Annotated in this window: 23 protein-coding genes; all 23 read right to left on the bottom strand. The window is 33.3% G+C overall.

The genetic code is table 11. The annotated features are described in order from the left end of the window. Window positions 1-11: 11 nt before the first annotated feature. Entirely contained in the window at window positions 12-809 is a 798-nt protein-coding gene (gene aroE / locus IEU88_RS04275) for a shikimate dehydrogenase (RefSeq protein WP_096809385.1), read from the bottom strand. Window positions 810-821: 12 nt separating this feature from the next. Beyond that, window positions 822-1,928 (bottom strand): ribosome biogenesis GTPase YqeH, encoded by a 1,107-nt coding sequence (gene yqeH, locus IEU88_RS04270; RefSeq protein WP_096809383.1) that lies wholly within the window; start codon window positions 1,926-1,928, stop codon window positions 822-824. Then, window positions 1,929-2,456, bottom strand: coding sequence for a YqeG family HAD IIIA-type phosphatase (locus IEU88_RS04265; RefSeq protein WP_096809382.1), 528 nt, complete (start codon window positions 2,454-2,456; stop codon window positions 1,929-1,931). 15 nt (window positions 2,457-2,471) lie between these two features. Beyond that, window positions 2,472-3,158 (bottom strand): 5'-methylthioadenosine/S-adenosylhomocysteine nucleosidase, encoded by a 687-nt coding sequence (gene mtnN, locus IEU88_RS04260; RefSeq protein WP_103372726.1) that lies wholly within the window; start codon window positions 3,156-3,158, stop codon window positions 2,472-2,474. Between the two features lie 295 nt (window positions 3,159-3,453). Then, window positions 3,454-4,686: an NRAMP family divalent metal transporter gene (locus IEU88_RS04255; protein ID WP_103372727.1), complete on the bottom strand. Its 1,233-nt coding sequence runs from the start codon at window positions 4,684-4,686 to the stop codon at window positions 3,454-3,456. Window positions 4,687-4,689: 3 nt separating this feature from the next. Beyond that, entirely contained in the window at window positions 4,690-5,448 is a 759-nt protein-coding gene (gene pxpA / locus IEU88_RS04250; protein WP_103372728.1) for a 5-oxoprolinase subunit PxpA, read from the bottom strand. Beyond that, complete coding sequence (locus tag IEU88_RS04245) at window positions 5,448-6,806, bottom strand: acetyl-CoA carboxylase biotin carboxylase subunit (RefSeq protein ID WP_103372729.1); 1,359 nt, start codon at window positions 6,804-6,806, stop codon at window positions 5,448-5,450. The genes pxpA and IEU88_RS04245 overlap by 1 nt, the downstream gene beginning before the upstream one ends. A gap of 22 nt (window positions 6,807-6,828) precedes the next feature. Further along, complete coding sequence (locus IEU88_RS04240; protein ID WP_103372730.1) at window positions 6,829-7,266, bottom strand: acetyl-CoA carboxylase biotin carboxyl carrier protein; 438 nt, start codon at window positions 7,264-7,266, stop codon at window positions 6,829-6,831. Next, the gene (locus IEU88_RS04235; RefSeq protein ID WP_096809372.1) at window positions 7,266-8,273 is read right to left on the bottom strand and encodes a 5-oxoprolinase subunit C family protein; all 1,008 of its coding nucleotides are present in this window, start codon (window positions 8,271-8,273) and stop codon (window positions 7,266-7,268) included. Before IEU88_RS04235 ends, IEU88_RS04240 begins: the two co-directional genes overlap by 1 nt. Next, window positions 8,263-8,994 carry a 5-oxoprolinase subunit PxpB gene (pxpB, locus tag IEU88_RS04230; protein WP_096809371.1) on the bottom strand — a complete coding sequence of 244 codons (732 nt, stop codon included), beginning with the start codon at window positions 8,992-8,994 and terminating at the stop codon, window positions 8,263-8,265. The genes IEU88_RS04235 and pxpB overlap by 11 nt, the downstream gene beginning before the upstream one ends. 302 nt (window positions 8,995-9,296) lie before the next feature. Beyond that, window positions 9,297-9,773, bottom strand: coding sequence for a transcription elongation factor GreA (gene greA, locus IEU88_RS04225; protein WP_096809370.1), 477 nt, complete (start codon window positions 9,771-9,773; stop codon window positions 9,297-9,299). A 26-nt stretch (window positions 9,774-9,799) separates the two neighbouring features. Further along, on the bottom strand, window positions 9,800-10,423 hold the full coding sequence (gene udk, locus IEU88_RS04220) for a uridine kinase (protein WP_096809368.1): 624 nt from the start codon (window positions 10,421-10,423) through the stop codon (window positions 9,800-9,802). Beyond that, entirely contained in the window at window positions 10,423-11,691 is a 1,269-nt protein-coding gene (locus IEU88_RS04215; RefSeq protein ID WP_096809366.1) for a peptidase U32 family protein, read from the bottom strand. Before IEU88_RS04215 ends, udk begins: the two co-directional genes overlap by 1 nt. A gap of 15 nt (window positions 11,692-11,706) precedes the next feature. Beyond that, entirely contained in the window at window positions 11,707-12,630 is a 924-nt protein-coding gene (locus IEU88_RS04210; RefSeq protein WP_096809364.1) for a peptidase U32 family protein, read from the bottom strand. Continuing rightward, window positions 12,627-13,268, bottom strand: a complete 642-nt coding sequence (locus IEU88_RS04205; protein WP_103373627.1) for an O-methyltransferase — start codon at window positions 13,266-13,268, stop codon at window positions 12,627-12,629. The genes IEU88_RS04210 and IEU88_RS04205 overlap by 4 nt, the downstream gene beginning before the upstream one ends. Before the next feature lie 598 nt (window positions 13,269-13,866). Continuing rightward, the gene (locus tag IEU88_RS04200; RefSeq protein WP_096809359.1) at window positions 13,867-14,193 is read right to left on the bottom strand and encodes a DUF1292 domain-containing protein; all 327 of its coding nucleotides are present in this window, start codon (window positions 14,191-14,193) and stop codon (window positions 13,867-13,869) included. A gap of 16 nt (window positions 14,194-14,209) precedes the next feature. Then, window positions 14,210-14,638, bottom strand: a complete 429-nt coding sequence (gene ruvX / locus IEU88_RS04195) for a Holliday junction resolvase RuvX (protein WP_096809356.1) — start codon at window positions 14,636-14,638, stop codon at window positions 14,210-14,212. Between the two features lie 3 nt (window positions 14,639-14,641). Continuing rightward, the gene (locus IEU88_RS04190; protein ID WP_096809354.1) at window positions 14,642-14,902 is read right to left on the bottom strand and encodes an IreB family regulatory phosphoprotein; all 261 of its coding nucleotides are present in this window, start codon (window positions 14,900-14,902) and stop codon (window positions 14,642-14,644) included. Window positions 14,903-14,970: 68 nt separating this feature from the next. Then, a complete protein-coding gene (alaS, locus tag IEU88_RS04185; protein ID WP_103372673.1) occupies window positions 14,971-17,601 on the bottom strand; it encodes an alanine--tRNA ligase in 2,631 nt (876 codons plus the stop codon). A 342-nt stretch (window positions 17,602-17,943) separates the two neighbouring features. Next, window positions 17,944-20,331 carry an SF1B family DNA helicase RecD2 gene (recD2, locus tag IEU88_RS04180; protein WP_096809350.1) on the bottom strand — a complete coding sequence of 796 codons (2,388 nt, stop codon included), beginning with the start codon at window positions 20,329-20,331 and terminating at the stop codon, window positions 17,944-17,946. Between the two features lie 4 nt (window positions 20,332-20,335). After that, window positions 20,336-21,001: a tetratricopeptide repeat protein gene (locus tag IEU88_RS04175; protein ID WP_103372672.1), complete on the bottom strand. Its 666-nt coding sequence runs from the start codon at window positions 20,999-21,001 to the stop codon at window positions 20,336-20,338. Between the two features lie 191 nt (window positions 21,002-21,192). Further along, complete coding sequence (mnmA, locus tag IEU88_RS04170) at window positions 21,193-22,305, bottom strand: tRNA 2-thiouridine(34) synthase MnmA (protein WP_103372671.1); 1,113 nt, start codon at window positions 22,303-22,305, stop codon at window positions 21,193-21,195. Continuing rightward, complete coding sequence (locus IEU88_RS04165) at window positions 22,306-23,448, bottom strand: cysteine desulfurase family protein (protein WP_096809344.1); 1,143 nt, start codon at window positions 23,446-23,448, stop codon at window positions 22,306-22,308. Window positions 23,449-23,454: the final 6 nt, after the last annotated feature.

The following is a 23,454-nucleotide window of genomic DNA, read 5'->3' as shown; positions in this document are numbered from 1 at the left end:
AAAATACTCCTTTATAAATATTCTAAAACTGTTTGTTTCATAATTTGTATATTTGGTTCAGTGGCCGTCCATATTTTAAAGCTTTCGGCTCCTTGATAAATAAACATGTCTAAGCCATTATAGACCGGATTACCTTGCGCTTCAGCTTGTTGTAAAATGGGTGTCTTAAATGGGACATACACAATGTCACTTATTAATGTATCAGGTTCTAAATTTTTTAAACTAATTGGAATTTCTTGATTTGTATTCATACCAGCAGGCGTCGTATTAATAATAATATCAAATTCTGATAATGCCACTTCAGCTTCTGATAAATGAACTTTATTAACATTTAAATTCCACTGTTCAAATCTATTCATCGATCTATTCGCTATAGTAAGTTTAGGCTTTACATACTTAGTTAATTCATTAGCAATACCTTTACTTGCTCCGCCTGCTCCCAAGATTAGTATATATGCATTGTTTAAATCTGGATAAACTTGCTGTAACCCTTTGACATAGCCAATGCCATCTGTATTATAGCCAATCCATTTACCATTTCTAATTTTAACTGTATTAACGGCGCCAACAGTTTCAGACTGTTCGTCAATTTCATCTAGGAAAGGTATAATACGCTCTTTATGAGGAATGGTAACATTAAAACCAGATAAATCTTTTTCTGAAGTAATTTCCTTTATAAGATGGAAATCTTTTTCAGAGATATTAATAGCTTCGTACGTTGCATGGTAATCTAATGCTTTAAAATTAGCGTTATGCATTGCAGGCGATAACGAATGATCAATAGGGTTGCCAATTACTGCAAATTTCATATTTAACACACCTTACATAATTGAATTTCTTAAAATAACATCAACATTTTTAGGCACTCGAACAATCACTTTTGCACCTGCATCTATTGTGATGAAACCTAAACCAGAAATCATGACATCTCTTTTTTCTTTACCTGTTTCTAATCTTACGGCTTTAACATCTTTTAAGTCAAAGTTCTCAGGATTATGAGGTGGCGCTAAGAGCGAGCCTAATTGATTGCGCCATAGTTCATTAGCGTTTTCTGTTTTAGTTCTGTGAATGTTTAATTCATTTGAAAAATAACAAATTAATGGACGTTTCCCTCCACTTATATAATCAATACGTGCAAGACCACCAAAAAATAAAGTTTGCCCTTCGTTAAGTTGGTAAATTCGTTGCTTAATCTCTTTTTTAGGTATGACAACTTTAAGTTCATCTTCTGAAACTAAATGCGTCATTTGGTGATCTTGGATTACACCTGGTGTATCATACATGAAAGTTGTTTCATCTAATGGTATGTCAATCATATCTAACGTTGTACCAGGAAACCTTGATGTCGTAACAACATCCTTTTCTCCTACACTACGTTCTATTAATTTATTAATTAAAGTCGATTTCCCTACATTTGTCGTGCCTACAATATATACATCTTCATGGTTTCGAATGCGATCAATAGACTCTAATAAATTTTCAATGCCTTCATTTTTTTCTGCAGATATGAGCACTACGTCTTCGGCTTCAAGTCCATATTTTTTCGCCGTTCTTTTTAACCATTCTTTTACACGACGTTTATTGATTTGTTTTGGTAATAAATCTATTTTGTTAGCTACTAAAATAATTTTTTTATTTCCAACGATTCGTTTTATAGCATTAATAAAAGAGCCCTCAAAGTCAAAAACATCTACGACATTTACGATTATGCCTTTTTTCTCACTTAATCCATTCAGTAGATTTAAAAAATCTTCACTATCTAATCCGACATCTTGAACTTCGTTATAATTTTTCAACCTAAAACACCGTTTACATATTACATCTTCACGAAACAAATTGTGTTCCGGCACATAACCTGGCGCGTCTGAATCTTCAGATTGTAATGGCGCACCGCAACCAATACATTTTAATAATTCCGTCTCACTCAATCAGTTTTCCTCCCACTTGATATAGCCTTTTTTTCTAAAGTGCTGTAATAAACGTCGCTCTATTAGTCGATTAAATTTAGTTATAAAACCATCTGTTTGCTTAACAGGCACCACCATAATTGTAAACAGACCACGTCGATTGCCACCAAACACATCCGTTAACATTTGGTCTCCTATGACTACAACTTCAGATGGTTTTAAATCCATAGAGGTCATCGCACGATTAAATGCACGGCCTCTTGGTTTTTTTGCTTTAAATATATAATCGACTTTTAAAGATTTTGAAAAACTGCCAACTCTTTTTTCACTGTTATTAGAAACAATTGTAATGGTAATACCTCTTTGTTTCGCTTCTTCAAACCAGTTTTTAACTGCTTCTGTCGGGTCAGCAACGTCCCACCCAACAAGTGTATTATCTAAATCAGTTACTATACCTTTTACACCAGATTCTGCAAGTTTATCTATGTCTATTTGAAAAATAGATTGCACGTATTCATTTGGCATAAAATATTTCTTTATCATACCCATTATCTATTCACCTTTTTATATCATTTTAATTAACGCTTCTACGGTTTTACTAGATGATTTCGCAGCTTTGTCTAAAAATTCATCAAATGTAATACCAGCATCTCCATCTGCTAAATCTGATATGGCACGTGTGATAATAAATGGTAAATTGAATTGATAGCATGTTTGTGCGATTGCCGTTGCTTCCATCTCGGCAGCCATTGCTTGAGGGAAGTTTGTCTTAATTTCCATTCGTTGACGACTCGTTCCAATAAAGCTATCACCACTTACGATAAGACCTGTTTTAGCTATCAATTGTTGATCAGTTATCACTTGTGTTGCTTTATGAACTAATGATTTATCCGCTATAAATTGTGCTGGCATTTGAGGAATTTGCCCTAACTGATATCCAAATGCTCTAGCATCAGCGTCATGATAAGCAACCATATCACTTACAATGACATCACCTACATTTAATGACTTATCTAAAGCACCTGCTGACCCCGTATTTATAATCAATCGCGGTCTGAATTTTTCAATTAATAATGTTGTTGAAATGGCTACATTAACTTTACCGATTCCACTTTGAGTTAAAACAACTTCTTTATCATTTAAATAGCCTTTATAAAAATAAACATGTGCAATATTAATTTCTTCTAAATTTACGAGTTTATCTTTAAGGATTGCTACTTCCTCTTCCATAGCACCTATAATACCTATCATTATAATTCACCTCATTTTAAAATCCTAACCTTAGTTATTCTACCACATTTAAAGCGATACCTCGACGATTGAATAATAATTATACTAAAATATTAAACCAATTTTCAGATTTATACAGAGGCATTTTAATATTTTAACTCCTCATTACGCTTCGTATGTTTAATGCTTTTTCCTCGACACTTATTTAAGTGAAGCTAGTAAAGTAAATTTTTGTATTAAACAAATAAACATTCTCAAGTCCATTAATGTTTAGATTAAGAACTAGAGAATGTTTATACAGTAACTATTATAATTTTTAACTGCCCATTAATTGTGTTAAACCTTGTAACGAATAAACGCCTGTAACAACAGTGACTATAACAGCTAAAATACCAAACCAGAGCATCCAGGCGGGGTGATGGTAATCTCCAACGATTGATTTTCGTTTACTAGCAATTAGTATGGTAGTTAATATTATTGGTAATATTAAACCATTTAAAGCACCAGCAACAATCAATAGTGTAACTGGTTTACCTAAGAATAAGAACACCAATGTGGATACAACGATAAATGTAATTACTATTATATTTGTTTTATTGTAAATAGATTTATGCATCGTCTTTAAAAATGTTGCGCTTGTATAAGCGGATCCAATCACAGAAGACATCGCTGCTGCAAATAATACAATGCCGAATATGTTTTTACCTATCGGCCCGAGCACATGTTCAAATACAGATGCTGGTGGGTTTGTAGAATTTAAAGTTACCCCTGTTACAACTACTCCAAGTACAGCTAGAAATAATAATGCTCTTAGCACGCCAGTTGTTAATATCCCCGAAATAGCTGCTTTGTTTACAAACGGTAAGTAATGTTTACCTTTTATGCCTGAATCTAAAATTCTATGTGCACCAGCAAATGTAATATAACCACCTACAGTTCCACCAACCAATGTAATAATTGGTAAAACAAGCGCTAATGGTTGCTCTGGCATCACCAGATGTTTAGCCGCTTCAGCATAAGGTGGATTTGCTTTAAACATAACAAATGCAACTACTACAATCATAAGTATACCTAAAAACATAGTGACAACATCCATGATTTTTTGACCACTTTTACTTACAAAAATAAGTATGGCTAATACAGCTGTGATAGCTGCTCCTATTTTAACGTCTAAACCAAAAATGGCATTTAACCCTAATCCTGCACCAGCAATATTACCAATATTAAATGCAAGTCCACCAATGGCAATCAGCAATGAAATAAATGTGCCAAGCCCGTTAAATATTTCATTCGCTACTTCTTGACCACGTTTACCTGTAACTACCAATACTCTCCAAATATTAATTTGCGCCCCTATATCAATTAATATTGATAGTAAAATTGCAAAAGCAAAACTTGAAGTAAACTGAGCAGTAAATACTGCTGTTTGCGTTAAAAACGCAGGTCCTATTGCTGATGTTGCCATTAAAAATACAGAACCTAATAACAATCTTTTATGATTTTTTGTAAACTCAAAATCCTTTGGTTCTGTTTTTAATTTATCTCCCATGTATTAGCCTCCCAGCTTTGTTATAGAAACGCCTTCTTTCGATAGTCTCTCTCTTATTTTTGTAACAAATTCTAATGCATGTTCACCATCTCCATGAACACAAATCGTATCTGCTTGAATATCTATTTCTTTGTTATTTTTAGTCATGACGCTTTGTGATTTCACCATTTTAATAACTTGTTCAATCGCTTCTTCTGTATCCGTAATGAGGGCATCATTTTCCTTTCTGCTCACTAATTGACCATCATCTTCATAACGTCTGTCAGCAAATACTTCTGAAGCGGTCGTTAATCCTATGGCCTGGGCTTCTGAAATAAGTAACGTATTGGATAATCCTACATAAATTAACGATTGATCAAAATCGTATACCGCTTGCGCAATAGCATGAGCAATTGATTTATTACGTGCCCCCATTTGGTAAAGTGCTCCATGTGGTTTTACGTGATTTATCTTAATCTCATGAATGTTACAAAAACCACTTAAAGCACCAAGCTGATAAATTACAATATCATAAATCTCATCAGGCGATAAATCCATGTTTCTGCGTCCAAATCCTTGTAAATCTGGCAGACCTGGATGTGCTCCTATACCAATCTCATTTGATTTAGCTAATTTTACAGTTTGATGCATGACATGTTGATCACCTGCATGAAACCCACAAGCAATATTAGCTGAGGTAATTAGCGGAATGATTTGCTCATCCCCGCCAAAAGAATAATTTCCAAAAGCTTCACCTAAATCACAGTTTAAATCGACTTTCATTATGATTCCTCCTTGATAATCTTATGTCTATCTAAGAATTTAATATCGACTTCATTAGCATCACCATCTGCGTATAGTGGATACGATAAAACAGCATATAAAAAGTCAGCTGTGGTTGTAAATCCATCTATAACCATTTCATCTAATGTAACTTTCAATTTTTTAATAGCTAATGCTCGATTTGATGCTTTCACAATCACTTTTGCCACTAGTGAATCGTAGTTTGGAGAAACAGTATAACCTTGATAAAGCAAACTATCAATACGAACATTAAATCCCTGTGGCAAATGTAGTGCTTTTACTTTTCCTGGAGAAGGTTGAAATTGTTTCTGAGGGTTTTCAGCATTGATTCTCGCTTCAATCACGTGACCATCAAATAAAATATCTTCTTGCGTAAATGGCAATGCACCATGCTTCATTAAATAAAGTTGTGCTTGTAATAAATCACGATTTGATCTCATTTCCGTAACAGTATGTTCTACTTGGATGCGTGCGTTCATTTCAATGAAATAATAAGCGTCATCTGTCACTAAATATTCGATTGTACCCGCACTTCTATAATTGGATGCTCTAGCTACTTTTACAGCATCATTACACATAGAAGCCCTCATTGATTCAGATAATGCAGCACAAGGTGATTCCTCAATTAATTTTTGATTTTTGCGTTGTACTGAACAATCACGCTCTCCTAAATGTATGTAATTATCGTAGCCATCTCCAAGTACTTGAACTTCTACGTGTTTAGCTACAGGTATAAATGTTTCTACATACACACGATCATCATCAAAATATTTTTTACCTTCATTCTTTGCTTCTTTAAAAGCTTTTTCCAAATTTTCTTCAGTTTTAACAATTCTTATACCTTTTCCTCCACCACCGCTAGCAGCTTTTAACACAAGTGGATAACCAATATCATTTGCGATTTCTTTAACTGCTTCCACCGATTCTACAGCAGCTGTTGAACCTGGTATGATTGGCACGCCAGCCCGGTCTACTGTTTGCCGAGCTGTAATTTTATCTCCCATTAATTCCATGGTCGTATCAGTTGGCCCTATAAAATGAATATTGTTTTGTTCTACGTTTTTAGCAAAGGATGCACTTTCTGATAAAAACCCGTACCCTGGATGAATCGCATTCGCGCCAGTTATTTTGGCTGCGCTAATAATCCTCTCTTGATTTAAGTAACTATCTAATGGATTTGCATCACCAATGCAAACCGCTTGATCAGCTAAACTTACATGAAGACTTGATTCATCACCTAAATCGTAAATTGCAACCGTTTCAATATCCATTTCTCTGCAGGCCCGAATGATTCTTACCGCAATTTCTCCTCTATTTGCAATTAAACAACGGTACAATACAAATACCCCCTATTCAATCTTATTTTACTGTTATAATTGTTTGGTCGTATTCCACGCTTGAACCGTGGCTAATAAGTATGGATTCTACTACACCACTCACATCACTTTTGACCTCGTTCATCACTTTCATTGCTTCTATATAGCCAATGACGTCGCCTTCTTTAATTTCGTCGCCTTCTTTAATTAACGGCTCTGATAATTCTTTTTCATCCTGTAAATAAAATGTACCAACCATAGGTGATTTAACAACTTGATTTGATTTTACTTCATTTGAAACACTTTGTTGATCAGAATTTGAAGTATGATTTGCGACTGCATTTTGTTGCGTTTGCCCGCCATTAAAAGTATTATCTGTGAAATCTATAGTAATTTCGTTTTCATAATCTTTATAATTAAATTTCTTTACTCCATTATCTTTTACTAATTGAATTAATTGCTCTAGTTTATCAAAGTTCATCATAATTCCCCTTTCAATAATTTATTAATACGTGCTGATGTGTTTCTCATTTGAGCAACATCGAATATGGGTTGATTAAGTAAATTTTCTATTTTGTCGTTAAAATCTTTTTCTTGTTGTTCTAATTTGGTTACTGCTGTTTCGACTGTAGTCCATTCAAAACGAATTATCTCATTAGGTTGCATTTGAGCTAATCTATGCAAATCTGATGCACAAACTGTTGCGATTTTTGTATAACCACCAACTGTTTGTTTATCATTTAATAAAATAATTGGATTGCCATCGTTTGGGACTTGGATACTTCCTAATGCAACTGGTTCCGATATAATATCAGCCGATCCTATAGGTGGTATGTTTTCTCCTTGTAAACGATATCCCATGCGATCTGATTTTTCTGATATTTCGAAATTTTTAGATACTAATTTTTGTTGCGCCTCTTTACTAAAATGATCAATTTGTGGCCCCTCGATAATTTGAATAGGTTTATTATTATTTTTTGCTAAATTAAAAGGTAAACTAATACCTAGTCTTTCCTTATATGATGTATTATAAAGACATCCAATTAAATCACCAGATTTTAAAGCACGTCCTTTAAAGCCACCAATTTGACTACGCGTATGTGTTGAAAAACTATCTGCAACTTTAGATATATCTAATGGTTTACCAAATAATAAATACCCTCGTGCACCTTCGTTTACTTGTCCAACTTTTAAAACATCGCCTTTTTTCACCGCTATAACTGTCGATCCATCAATGAATGTATCATTTAATGTCGCCTTAAATTTAGCGCCTGTAAGTACAAATGTATTGTCTTCCAAAAATTCAACTGTTGGGCCAATAATAGTACATTCAATGGCTGGTCCCCTATTCCCAATTAATATTTGACCCATTCTATAAGCATAGTTATCTAACACGCCTGCAGAAGAAAAACCTTGATCTTGATAACCAATTCTCCCTAAATCTTGAATGGTACTAAATAAACCTGGAGTTAAAATTTTAATGCTCATATTGAACTTTCACCCACTTTTCAATATCAAATTCACCTTGTTGTTCAGCAATAATCTGTTCAAATGTTGTTTCATCTATAGAATAAAACTTTATATAATCTCCAGATTTATATAAACACATAGGCGTTCTAAAAATATCAAATACAGTAATAGGTGTGCGGCCTATAATTTGCCATCCTCCTGGCGATTGTTTAGGGTATAATCCAGTTTGATTATTTGCAATACCAACAGAACCAGCAGGAATATGCGTTCTAGGTTCTTGTCGTCTAGGTGTGTGTAGTTGGGAATTTAGCCCACCCAAAAAAGGGAAACCTGGCATAAACCCTAACATATAAATTAAATAAGCATCTTTTGTATGTAAATGGATGACTTCTTCTACAGATAATTGATTATGTGTTGCTACCTCTTGAATATCTGGCCCATATTCACCATCGTATAAAACTGGCAAACTGATTGTTTTTATGTTTTTTGGTTGGTCATCCAAATCAATTTGATTTAATTGTTCTAAATTCAACTGATTAACTATATCTATTAATTTTTGCTTTGTAATATCAATATGTAACATTATAGAACAATAAGAAGGGATAATTTCAATAATTGCTTTATGCTGTTGTTCTTTTATATATTTTTCAACTTTTTGAACTTTTTTAAATGTTGCAGGATCAATCTGTTGTTCAAAATAAATCATAATTGTTTCTTCATTAATCAATTTATATTCCACTATTGCGCCCCCTTTTATATTACGCACAATTAAACCTTAAAACAAAGATTATTAAACACGCAATATTAGTATTATATCATTTATACTTAATTTATGTTTAATAAAAAATAGTTATAATTGTTGATAATAAACTACAATCATAAATGACTTATTAATTCACATGTCATCTTACAAAGTAGTCTTAATTTTCCGATATTTTTTTGAATGATATTAATTTATCAAATAGTCGCCAATAAGTATATATTTTTATATTGAAAGTGTAAAATCCCCCTAACTCAATAAGTTAAGGGGATTAGTTACAATTATTTAATGTTTACAATTTTTACGTTAATTTCAGCACCATTTGGTAGTGGCACACGTACTTCTTCATTTAATTTTTTACCAATTAAACTTTGTGCCATAGGTGATTCATTTGAAATCTTACCATTAAATGCATCAGATTCTGCTGACCCAACGATTTGATATTCTTCCTCGTCGTCACCAGGTAATTCAACAAATGTTACGGTTTTACCAATTTGTACTTGATTATTGTCTCCTGTGTCTTCGATGATTAGCGCATTACGTAACATGTGTTCAATTCTCTGTATATCTTGTTCAATAAATCCTTGTTCATCTTTAGCAGCATCATACTCGGAGTTCTCAGATAAATCACCAAATGAGCGTGCTACTTTTATTTTTTCAACGACTTCTGGTCTTTTTACAGTTTTTAATTCTTCTAATTCGTTTTCTAATTTTTCAAAACCCTCTTGAGTCATTGGGTATTGTTTTTGGTTTTCCATATTTGTCATCTTCCTTTACTAAAATACTATTGTGTACTAACTAATGTTTGGATTTTTGTTGTCATTATATCGATAGCCACTTTATTACTTCCACCTTCTGGGATAATAATATCCGCATATCTTTTAGTAGGTTCGATAAATTGGTTGTGCATTGGTCGAACTACATTTAGATATTGATTGATTACCGAATCCATTGTACGTCCTCTTTCTTCAGTATCACGAAGCAAGCGTCGCAAGATTCGTAAATCTGCGTCCGTATCAACATAAATCTTAACATCCATTAAATCTCTTAACATTTTATTTTCAAGCGCAAATATACCTTCTACGATAATAACATCTTTTGGTTTAAATGCAATCGTTTCATCGCTTCGAGTATGATTTGTATAATCATAAGTGGGCACTTCAATCTGCTTACCGTTTCTCAAATCGTTTAAATTTTCAATTAATAAATCATTATCAAAAGCAAATGGATGGTCATAATTCGTTTCTAAACGTTCTTCAAAACTTAAATGGGATTGGTCCTTATAATAATAGTCTTGCGCTAATAATGCAACACTATGACCTTCTAAATTTTTCATTATTTCGTTAGTTACTGAGGTTTTACCTGAACCTGAACCACCAGCAATTCCAATTATTGTCGTACCTTTCATTATCCAATTTCCTTTCTCATCATGTTGTTGGTATAAATTGGATGGTCAACTTTAATTTGCACGATTTGTAATGGGTGCCGTGCAGCATCAAGTTCATTACCTTCTTCATCATAAATAGTCTCAACAACTTGTCTAAATGTATTAATTTCAGGACCAAAAAACTCTATTTCTTGCCCAGGTTCAAATTTATTTCGTTGCTGTATAGTAGCTATTTTCGAAATCTTGTCATAATCCAAAACTAATCCACAGAAATCGTATGCAGCGTTTTTTTTATTTTGTTGACCATACATTTGCTCTTCATAACCTGGCGTCCCCTCTATAAATGCAGGCGCGGTGTCTCTATTAGCGCATTTGTCTAACTCAATTAACCATTCAGGCTGAATTTTAAAGTTATCTGGATCTTCAGCGTATGCATCTATCACTTTTCTATATACTGAGACTACTGTAGCGATATAATGTATTGACTTCATTCGTCCTTCAATTTTAAGCGAATCTACACCAATATCCATCATTTTAGGGATGGACTCAATCAATTTCAAATCTTTTGGACTCATTGCAAATGGTGTGGCTTCATTCTCATCGTAATACAAATCTAACTCGCCATCTTCATCTACTTCTAATAAATCATAATCCCAGCGACAACTTTGACAACACCCGCCTCTGTTAGAATCACGTGCTGTCATATGATTACTTAAAGTACATCTTCCAGAATAAGCAATACACATTGCACCATGTATAAAAGATTCAATTTCAATATCAACTTTCTCTTTCATTTCTCTCATTTCCATAGCACCTGTTTCACGAGCTAAGACAACACGATCCAAGCCTTCCTGTTTCCAAAATTCAACAGCTTTATAATTCGAAAGTGATTGTTGTGTAGATAGATGTATTTCTAATTTAGGCGCGACACGTTTACATGTTTCAATGATCAGCGGATCCGCTACAATGATGCCGGTAGCACCAGTTGACTCTAAATCTTGTAAATATTGATCTAATCCCTCTATATTTTCATCATGAGCAATAATATTCGTAGTTACATATATTTTGGCTCCATATTGGTTTGCGAATGATACGCCTTCAACTATTTCTTCCATGGTAAAATTGTCAGCGTTAGATCTCAAACCGTACGCTTGCCCACCTAAAAATACAGCATCAGCACCATAATGAACAGCTATTTTTAGTTTTTCTAAATTACCAGCGGGGGCAAGAAGCTCAGGTTTTTTCATTTTATTTTTGCTTTTTTCTACAACTTCTTCTAAGATTTTCATCCTCATATACCTCCCTTAATATACAGTTTGTTTATATAAGAAACCTTCATCAAATGGACGGTGTTCTGGTTGTATCGCTTCAATAGGATCGACAAGCATAAATTTTTCATCCTCATAAGCTTCTGGATCTTCATTGTATAAATCAATAGCTTCTCTATATTGCTCTGTACAAACATTGATATATGTTTCCGTTTGTAATACACCATCGATTTTTAATGCATCTATACCATTTGCTAAAAGGGGTTCTAATTCTTCAATCAAACATATATCATTCGGAGACATAATATGTGTCCCATTATAATCTTCAAAAACTGGATATTTATTATCACGTTCTGCATCATATAATAATAATTCATTCGCTTCTTTGTTTCTTTGAATTTTCATTTGACGTTCTTGGAAAGTAAAGTAATTACCTAAAAGCATGCGTTTAGATTGGAACATGCAAGTCATGCCGTGTACTTGAACTTCAATTTCAACATCGGCATGTTTTTTAATATTTAAAATTTCATCTAAACTAAGTTCTCTGGCTAGTTGCGCACGTTTTGCACCTTTTCTTCCCCAATAATTACATTGAAAATAATTCGTCACTAATGCTTCTGCATCCCAATTTAGTGGTATTGGGTTTTCTTGTTCTTTGACATACATAACCACTGCAGGATCTCCAAAAATAATACGATCGACTCTAATTTCATGCAAAAAGTTGATATATGCTTCTACTGCGTTTAAATGGTAATTGTGAAAGATACCATTAACTGCTGCGTAGACCTTTTTTCCGTGACTATGTATTAATTCTACTGCTTCTTTCATAGCTTCTTTTTTAAATTCTCCAGCTAACCTTAGGCCAAATTTTTGTTCCCCAATGACGAAAGCATCTGCGCCTTTTTCAATTAATACTTCAATGTGTTTAACAGATTTAGGTGTCACTAATAGTTCTGTCATTTTGATTCTCCTTTAATTGAAATAGCTAACCCATCATCCATATTTAAGAAATTAGTAGTAAAGTCAGGTTGAGCCATAAGCCATTCGTTATACTGTTGCACTTTTTTTACCATCTGCTTTACATTTCTACTTCGTACTACTGAAATGTCTGAAACAAAACCATGATACAGCACATTATCAGTGACAATAACGCCGCCCTCTTTCAATAAAGGGGCGTAAAGCGTAAAGAATTTTTTGGATTGTGCTTTCGCAGCATCAATAAAAATCATATCAAATGAAAAGTGTTTAATGTTGTCAAATGCTTCTAGTGCATCTTCTTCCACCAATTCAATTTGTTCTCCATATCCAAATTTTATAATGTTTTCTTTAGCTTTTAATTGCATTTCACTATTACGCTCAATTGTAGTAACTTTAATTTTATTAGAAACAGAAGCGAACTGCATACTGCTATATGCAATAGCAGTACCAATTTCTAAAATGCGCTGTGGTTTATGTAATCGAATAAGCTGTTTTATCATTTCTAATGTAAGCCTATCAACAATAGGAACTTGATTTGCTTCGGCGTATTGCCTAAGCATTTCAATCGGTTCAGCATTTTGTTTATGCAATTCTAATAAATATGACTGGTTATTATTCATTTTAAAACTTCCTTCAACGTAAAATGATTCAAGCGTTTTTTACAAATTAAATATAATCAGTCAAGGTTACTGTGACTGATTATATTTAATTCATAAACGCATACTATGTTTTTATATTATGAAATACTAAATAGATTTATTATAAAATGCTTTGAAATCATTTCTTATGATTTAATTTTAGCTTTATATATTTTACCACAAAGCTACATAGATTATAAGTGTAAATTGTGTTTACTAACACAGTCCTACACTTATAATTTCTAACAAGTTGGGTATTAATACAAAAGATAGAAAAATTATATTTACACTTATTCTTCTATTGATAACCTACACCAGTAAATTAGAGCAAGTTGAAAAATTTTACTCTCAAGGTTTGTTGATAACTAGAAAAATATAAAAGTTGGCGTGTACATTTATAATTACTACAAAGTCGAACTATAATTGAAACAAACACGTAGTATGTTTCTAATCGTGAAACTTTGAATATAAAAAATGCACCTTCATTCAAAAATGAAAGTGCATTGATGTTAAGTGTGGGTATCACACCCAAACATTGTATTTTTAAAGTTATATACAAATATTTTAATCTATATAAAAATTATTCGTGATTATGATCGTGATCGTCCATTTCGGTATTAACTACTTCTTCAATCATATCCCATTCTTCATCTGTTTCCACAGGTAAGAATTTTCCACCTTCTCCATCTTCATCTGGATCATTAATCATTGGTACTAATTCAATGAGATCATCATCATCTGATTCTGCGCCTTCTTCAGCAAGAATAACATACTCTTTTTTGAATTCTGGATGGAAAAATTCTAAAACTTTGCGATATAGTACTTCATTTCCATCTTCGTCATATAAAGTTAATAATTCCTCTTGGTTATTGATTTCTAATTCAGATTCATGGTTGTGTTCAGTCATTATAAAACGCTCCTTTTTATTGTATAGAATCTAAATAGCCTTGTAATATAAATACGGCAGCCATTTTATCTATTACTTTTTTTCGTTTTTGTCTAGAAACATCAGCTTCAAGTAAAGAACGTTCTGCGGCCATGGTACTTAAACGCTCATCCCACATGATAATCTCTACAGATGGCAATGCTTCTTGAAGTTGCTCCTTGTATTGTAACGAAGCCTCGCCTCGAAATCCAATAGAATTGTTCATATTTTTTGGTAAACCTATAACAACGGTCCCAACTTTCTCTTTCTCTATTATATTTACTAATCTATCTATACCTAATTCATTCTTATCTTCGTTTATATGGAGTGTATCTAATCCTTGGGCTGTCCAACCCATGAGATCACTAACAGCAATGCCAACAGTTTTACTTCCTACATCTAAGCCTAATATTTTATGTTTTAACATATATTAATTGGAATTCTCTTGTAAATAATTCGAAACTAATTCTTCCATAATATCATCACGATCAATTCGACGTATTTGGTTTCTAGCTTCATTATTACGCGGGATATAAGCTGGGTCGCCTGATAGTAAATAGCCGACTATTTGGTTAACCGGATTATAACCACGTTCATTAAGCGTATTATAGACATTTTGAAGTACTGTTTTGACATCTTCTTTTGGAATTTCATCATAATTAAATTTCATTGTTTTATCAAAGTTTTCCATTTTTTTAACACTCCTTTGTTCGAGTAAAAAAGTTCTTATTGTATATTCTACATTACAATGCATTGAACTTATAGAGATTTAATGTAATCTTTAATGAAACGTAATGATTCTGTTATGTTTTCAGGTTGTGTTCCTCCACCCTGAGCCATATCAGGACGGCCACCACCTTTACCACCTACGATTGGCGCCATATTTTTAATAATGTCACCAGCTTTAACACGATCTGTTAAATCTTTAGGTACGGTTGCAACTAGCGATACTTTTCCATCTATATTACTGATTAGAATAATAATCGTGTCTTGAAGTTTAGATTTAAAATCATCCATTGTTTCTCGAATTGCTTTCGCATTTGCTACTTCTACTTCGGTAGCAAGTACTTTAAATCCATTAACTTCTTCAACTTGATTCGTTACATCACCCATTTTTAATGAAGTAATCTCTTTGTTTTTTTGTTCAAGTTGTTTAGACAACTCTTTTTCGTCTGTTTGCATTTGCATAACTTTTTCTAATACTTGTTCATCAGATTTCACTTTGACTTGAGCTTTGACAGCATTAAATTGTTCTTGTATTGTCTCTAAATATAAAAATGCTGATTTACCAGTTAACGCTTCTATACGTCGAACTCCTGCGCCCGTTCCAGACTCGGTTACTATTTTAAACAACCCTATTTCAGATGTGTTATTTACATGGATACCGCCACAAAGTTCAATAGAGAAAGGCGCCATATTTACAACGCGAACGACATCTCCATATTTTTCACCAAATAATGCCATAGCGCCTAACTTTTTAGCATCTTCTATTGGCATTTCTTGAATGTTTACGTCTATGCTATTCCATATTTCTTCATTGACTCTGCGCTCTACTTGCTCTATTTCGGCCTCTGTTAAAGGACCAAAATGAGAGAAATCAAACCTTAAACGATCAGCCTCAACAAGTGAACCAGCTTGGTTTACATGATCTCCAAGCACTTCTTTTAAAGCGGCATGTAATAAATGCGTTGCGCTGTGATTTTTTTTGATGTCTCTACGCTCTTTATGATTTACACTGGCCAAAACTTCAGAATTTACTTTGACAGTTCCAAATTGTATTTCACCTTTGTGTAAATTTTGACCGTTAGGCGCTTTTGTAACTTCCTCCACATATATTTCAAATTGTTCATTACTTATCGTACCTTCATCAGCAACTTGGCCACCGCTAACAGCGTAGAACGGTGTTTTTTCTAAAATGAAATAGATTGTGTCACCAGCTTCAGCCTCATTTACTAATTCACCATCAAAAATAATATCAGTTATTTTTGTTTCTTGATCCATAACATCATAACCGACAAATTTGCTTTCAGTCGTAATTTTCTTCAAAACGCCGCTTTGTATTTGCATTGATTGTGCGTTTTGACGTGCTTGTCTAGCTCTATCTCTTTGTTTTTGCATTTCTTCCCCGAACGTTACCATATCAACTGTTAAATTTTCTTGATTAGCAATTTCTACAGTTAATTCAACTGGGAAACCATATGTGTCGTATAACTTAAATGCATCTTTACCACTTATTTCATTCGTTGCATTTTGTGCTTTAGCAATTAAATTATTTAATATAGCGAGTCCTTCTTCTAATGTTTCGTGGAAACGTTCTTCTTCTGATTTAATTACACGTTTTATAAAATCAGCTTTTTCTTGGACATTCGGGTAATACGGCTTCATAATATCTGCGACGATATCAACTAATTTATACATAAATGGTTCGTTAATATCTAATGATTGACTAAATCTTACTGCGCGACGTAAAAGTCTTCGTAGTACATAGCCTCTGCCTTCATTTGCAGGCAACGCACCATCAGCAATTGCAAATGAAATGGTACGTATATGATCAGCAATCACTTTAAATGCAACATCATGTGCATCATGCTTTAGATATTTTTTACCCGAAACTGCCTCAACTTCACGTATAATAGGCATAAACAAATCTGTTTCATAATTAGTACGTACATTTTGGGCAATGGAAGCCATTCTTTCAAGACCCATACCTGTATCAATATTTTTATTTGGTAATGGTGTATAAGTATGATCTTTATTATGGTTAAACTCACTAAAAACTAAATTCCAAACTTCTAAGAAACGTTCATTTTCTCCACCTGGATACATTTCTTCAACTGGGTCATTTTGTCCAAATTGATTCCCGCGATCATAAAAAATCTCCGTATTAGGGCCTGAAGGGCCTTCTCCAATGTCCCAGAAATTCCCTTCGATACGGATAATTCTACTTTCTTCTAAACCTATCATTTCATTCCATATTTTATATGCTTCTGTATCTTCAGGATGAATCGTTACATATAATAATTTAGGGTCCATCGCCATCCATTTTTCACTTGTTAAAAATTCCCAAGCAAATTCAATCGCTTCTTTTTTAAAGTAATCACCAATTGAGAAATTTCCTAACATTTCAAAAAATGTATGATGTCTTGCTGTAAAACCTACATTCTCAATATCATTTGTTCTAATCGCTTTTTGAGAATTAACAATACGTGGCTTTTTAGGCGTTTCTCTACCGTCAAAATATTTTTTTAATGTCGCAACACCGGAGTTAATCCATAATAAAGAATCATCATCAATTGGGACTAATGGCGCAGACGGTTCAACCATATGTCCTTTCTCTACAAAATAATCTATAAAGTTTTGTCTAATTTCGCTTGCTTGTAAGTTTTTCATACTTAAAATTCCTCCATCTCAACTCAAGTTATATCAGTTATTTGATAAAAATGAAAATAAAAAACGCCCATCCTATCAAAAGGGACGAACGTTTCGCGGTACCACCCTAGTTATAAGCATTCATAATGATTCTATAGTACATTTGCACTCAAAAAGCATACTATTTTTAAAATCATTACTCACATCACTTATCACTCAATCAGTATATTTTCTATTAACATAAAGTAGCATTCAACTATACTATCTACACTTTTCACCAACCAGTGTATCTCTATATGTCTAGAATAGTTTACTCATCTTTATGCACAATCAACTATATTGTATTTACTTTCACCTCTGTTGTCAATGTTCAACAAAATCATAGGGAGAAATATCTCCCATATTAATCATCGGGTTAATATTATAAATATTTTCTTCTGTTAAAACAATGGTTGAATCAAACGTATCACCAACGTCTACCGCTTCATCAGTATCTTCGTTATTAAAATACGTTTTTAAAAATGTACATAACTGTGTCATTCTTACTTGGCCATGTGTGTTCAAACCTATTTCAAAAGCTTTTGGGTCTCCCAAAAAGACAAGCGATTGCTTTGCTCTTGTTAACCCTGTATATAATATGGGTTTTTGTAACATTCTATAATATTGTTTAACCATTGGCATGATTACAATTGGAAATTCAGAACCTTGTGATTTATGAATAGATGTACAGTATGCATGTGTCAACTCTAATAAATCTTTTCTAACGAATGTAATCTCATTACCATCGAAATCAACAACCAAAACGTCTTTATTTAACGCGTTTTCTTTTGCCCAAAATATGCCAACAATGACACCTATATCACCATTAAATATATTATCGCTCGGTCTATTTACCAGTTGTAATACTTTGTCTCCTTTTCTGAAAACAACTTCTCCAAATTCAATCTCTCGTGTGTCTTTATCTTTAGGATTTAAAATAGTTTGTAATACAGCATTTAATTTTTTAATACCTGCAGAGCCTTTATACATGGGAGCTAATACTTGTATATCACTCATGTCATAACCTTTGTTGACAGCACTTGAGACGACTTTTTCAACTACTGTTGGAATTTGTTCTGTTGAACAGTTTATAAAGTTACGATCATGGAATCGTTGTGTAATGTCTATAGACTCACCTAATTTCATTCTATGTGCGAGTTCTATAATACTCGAGCCATCTTGTTGTCTATACACTTCGGTTAAATTGACTCTTGGTATCACTTTAGAATCAATCAAGTCTTTAAACACTTGCCCTGGACCAACTGAAGGCAATTGATCTTCATCGCCTACTAATATAACTTGAGCGTCAATCGGGACAGCGCTCAAAAATTGATGGAATAACCATGTATCTACCATAGACATTTCATCAATGATAATCAGCTTTGCCGAAATTTCATTATCTAATATATCTTCTGGTTGTGTATCTTGGTTCCATCCAATCAAACGATGTATAGTCATTGCTTCTAATCCTGTGGACTCAGCCAAGCGTTTTGAAGCTCTTCCAGTTGGTGCTGCTAATACAACTGGGTAATCATCATTTTGATAGTCATCATAATCGAGAGATAAACCATGAATTTCTGCATATAATTCAACAATACCTTTAATAACAGTCGTTTTCCCTGTACCAGGGCCCCCTGTTAAAAGCATGACTTTGGAATTGATTGCAGTTTGTAACGCCTCTCTTTGTGAATTTGCATAAGTTACCTCATTACGTTGTTCAATTTCGCCAATTTCAAGCAATAATTCCGATTGTTCAATTTCTTTTAATTTGTTGGTATATGTGTAATTACGGTATAAGTTTTGTACACTTTTCAACTCTGAATAATATAAACTTGGCACAGCAAGTTCATTTTCTTGTTTAACTAATTTCGATTCTTCAACAAGATATTGCACCATATCTTCTAATTGTTGCCGATCAATCATTTCACTTGGTGGCTGTGATAGCATATCGTGTGTCATTTCTAATACATTCTGAGTCGGCAAATAAGTATGTCCTTGTTTAATACATTCTTCTTCTAACACATATAATAATCCAGCTTTCAAACGTTCATTATCATTAAATTGAATACCCACATTACGCGCTAACGTATCAGCTTTATTAAAGCCAATACCTTTGACATCATATACTAATTGATATGGTTTATTTTCTACAACATTCAACGTATCTCCAAGATAAACTTGATAAATGGCCATAGCAAGTTTAGGACCAAACCCTAAGTCATGTAAACGAATAATAATTTGTTCTGTTTCTTGATTACTGGCAATTTGTTCAGCAATTTGTTTTTGCTTTTTCTTAGGTAAACTTGGTACTTTTTCTAATACAGATGGATCATTTAAAATATCTGAAATTGTGTTTTCTCCAAGTGCATTCACAATATTTTGTGCTGTTTTTTTACCTATACCCTTGAATAAATCACTCGATAAATAGCTAACGATTGCTTCTTTGGTTTGCGGTAATTCTTTTTCGAAGGTCTCTGCCTTTAATTGTTTTCCGTACTTAGGATGTGAAACAACTTGTCCTTTAAAGGTGTAGACGTCGCCTTCAGCAATTTCTGGAAAGAACCCTACAACTGTAGGCATTGAATCAAATGTTTCATTAGATTCAATCGTATCTACCTTTAAAACAGTATAAAAATTGTCTTTGTTCTGGAATAAGATAGCATCTACAGTACCTTTAATCATTGAGTTGTTAAATAGTGTAGGGTTATCCATTGAATTACTCCTCCTCTGCGATAGATTTAAATGTTTTGATAGCGTGTTGACTCATCAAATGCTCTGGATTTATAGAAACTGCATGTTCAAAATATTGAATAGCTGTCTCAGTATCTTCTGTTTGCATATAAGTTGCTAAACCTAAATTATATAAAGCGTCTGTATGGTCGCTTTCTATAGTTAAAACATACTTTAATTGCTTAATAGCTTGTTCAAACATCTCTAAATGACACAAAACAAGCCCATACTGAAATTGAACTTCTACATCTTGTCGATTGTCCTTTTCCGCAGCAGTCATTAAAAATGGTAATGCTTCATTAAATGCTTCTAATTGATTAAATGACATACCAATCATGTAGTTCGTATCGATGATATCCACCTGATATTTTAACGCTTGTTGGTATAATTTGATGGCTTCTTTATAACGCCCTTCATTATAATACACATTCGCTAAATTATAATAAATTGCACCATTATTTGGATCAAGTGTTAAAGCTCTTTGGAAAAATTTCTCTGCTTTTTCTATTTCACCCGCTTCAGCTATCAAAATACCTGCATTGATGTAATTTTCAACCTCTTTTGGATTTGCTTCAATATTTTCAAATAAAGATGACAATGCTTTTTCAAAATTGCCCTGTTTAATCAAGTTATAAATCTGTTCTTGGTTCATTTTATTCCCTCGCTCTCTTAGCATCTTATTATAACATTTGTGTATCATTTTAGAATAATAAACAACAAAAAGGAGCAAGATACAAATCAAAAAATTTAAATTTGATTTTGTATGCTTACTCCTTAACAAAACCCTTATCTTAGGTTTTTATATTATTAGTTAACGTGATTACAAACGTATCTATCGTATGATCAAACAACGTAGCTTAGTTGGCCTGATATTTTATATACATCATCTATCGTTGCGCCGCCTAAACAAACGTCCCCATCATATAATACAACAGATTGACCGGGGGTAATGGCACGAACTGGTTCGTCAAAGGTAACACGAATTGCATTTTCATTTTCTCTTTGAACAAATACTTTTGTATCTTTTTGACGGTATCTAAATTTTGCTGTACATTCAAATCCATTTTCTAAGTCAACAGGATTTACAAATGAAACATCTGATGCAATCAAATAATCACTATAAAGTGCTTCGTGATGGAATCCTTGTTCAACATATAATACATTATCGTTTAAATTTTTACCTACAACAAACCAAGGATCGCCATCTCCGCCAATTCCTAGACCATGGCGTTGACCTATTGTATAGTACATTAGACCTGCATGGGTACCAATTTTTTCACCATTTAGTGTACGCATTTCACCTGATTGTGCAGGTAAGTACTGAGATAAAAACGTTTTGAAATTACGTTCTCCAATAAAACAAATACCAGTTGAATCTTTTTTCTTAGCTGTTGCTAAAGCTTGTTCTTCAGCAATTTTACGAACTTCTTTTTTATCAATATCTCCAAGCGGGAACATCACACGTGATAATTGAGATTGCGACAATTGGTTTAGGAAATACGTTTGGTCTTTATTATTATCGACGCCACGTAGCATTTCGACATGACCATCTTCACGACGACGTACACGTGCATAATGTCCTGTTGCGACGTAATCTGCACCTAGCTTAAGCGCATGTTCTAAAAATGCTTTGAATTTAATTTCTTTATTACACATTACATCAGGGTTAGGCGTACGTCCTTTTGTATATTCATCTAAGAAATAAGTAAAGACTTTATCCCAATATTCTTTTTCAAAATTAACTGCATAATATGGAATGCCAATTTGATTACAAACAGCAATGACATCATTATAATCTTCAGTTGCTGTACAAACACCATTTTCATCTGTGTCATCCCAGTTCTTCATGAAAATACCTATGACATCGTAACCTTGTTCTTTTAATAAATGTGCTGTTACAGAACTATCTACGCCACCTGACATCCCGACAACAACACGTGTATCTTTATTTGACAACTAAACTTCCTCCTTGAATTTATGATAAATTTTATGAATTTCTGTAGCTATATATTTTATTTCTTGTTCGGTCATTGCTTCATTAAAACTAAATCTTACTGAATGCTGAGCTCTGTCTTCGTTACTATACATTGCCGCTAATACATGTGAAGGTGTTGTAGAACCAGCAGTGCATGCAGATCCTGAAGACACATATACATTGGATAAATCTAACAATGTTAACATGGTTTCAACGTCTATAAATGGAAAATACAGATTGACAATATGGCCAGTCGTATCTGTCATTGATCCGTTTAATTCAAATGGAATTGAACGCTCTTGTAATGAAACAAGAAATTGATTTTTCAAATTCATTAAATGTACATTGTTATCATCTCTATATTGATTTGCTAGCTTTAATGCTTCAGCTAAACCGACAATTTGGGGTACATTTTCTGTACCTGCCCTTCTTTTCGTTTCTTGTTCTCCACCTAATTGAGAAAACTTAAGCGCTGTACCTTCTTTTAACAATAACGCACCAACACCCTTAGGGCCACCAAATTTATGCGCTGTAATACTCATTGCGTCTATATTAAATTCATGAAAATTCACTTCTAAATGGCCTATTGCTTGTACAGCATCTACGTGGAATAATGCGTTAGAATTGTTAATGACTTCTTCAATATCATACATGGGCTGCACTGTACCAATTTCATTGTTTACAAACATAATTGAAACAAGTATGGTTTCATCAGTCAATGCATTTTGCAACTGTTTCAATGACACTAAACCTTCTTCGTCAACATCAAGATAAGTTACATCAAAGCCTTCTTTCTCTAATTGTTCAAAAACATGGAGTACTGAATGATGCTCTATTTTGCTTGTAATAATATGCTTCCCTTTATGCTGATGAGCATAAACAATGCCTTTAATCGCTGTGTTATTTGATTCTGTTGCACCACTTGTGAATATCACTTCGCTAGATTTTGCATTAAGTTCCTTGGCTACAATATGACGAGATTCATCTAAATATTTACGTGCATCTCTTCCTATACTATGTATAGAAGATGGGTTGCCATAATGTGTTGAATATATATTCATCATCTTATCTATAACTTGTTGCTTAACTGGCGTTGTGGCAGCATAGTCTGCATATACTTCCATGTTTGA

The organism is Staphylococcus nepalensis (genome assembly GCF_014635045.1).
Lineage (GTDB): Bacteria > Bacillota > Bacilli > Staphylococcales > Staphylococcaceae > Staphylococcus > Staphylococcus nepalensis.
This window is presented reverse-complemented; position numbering and strand designations above follow the sequence as displayed.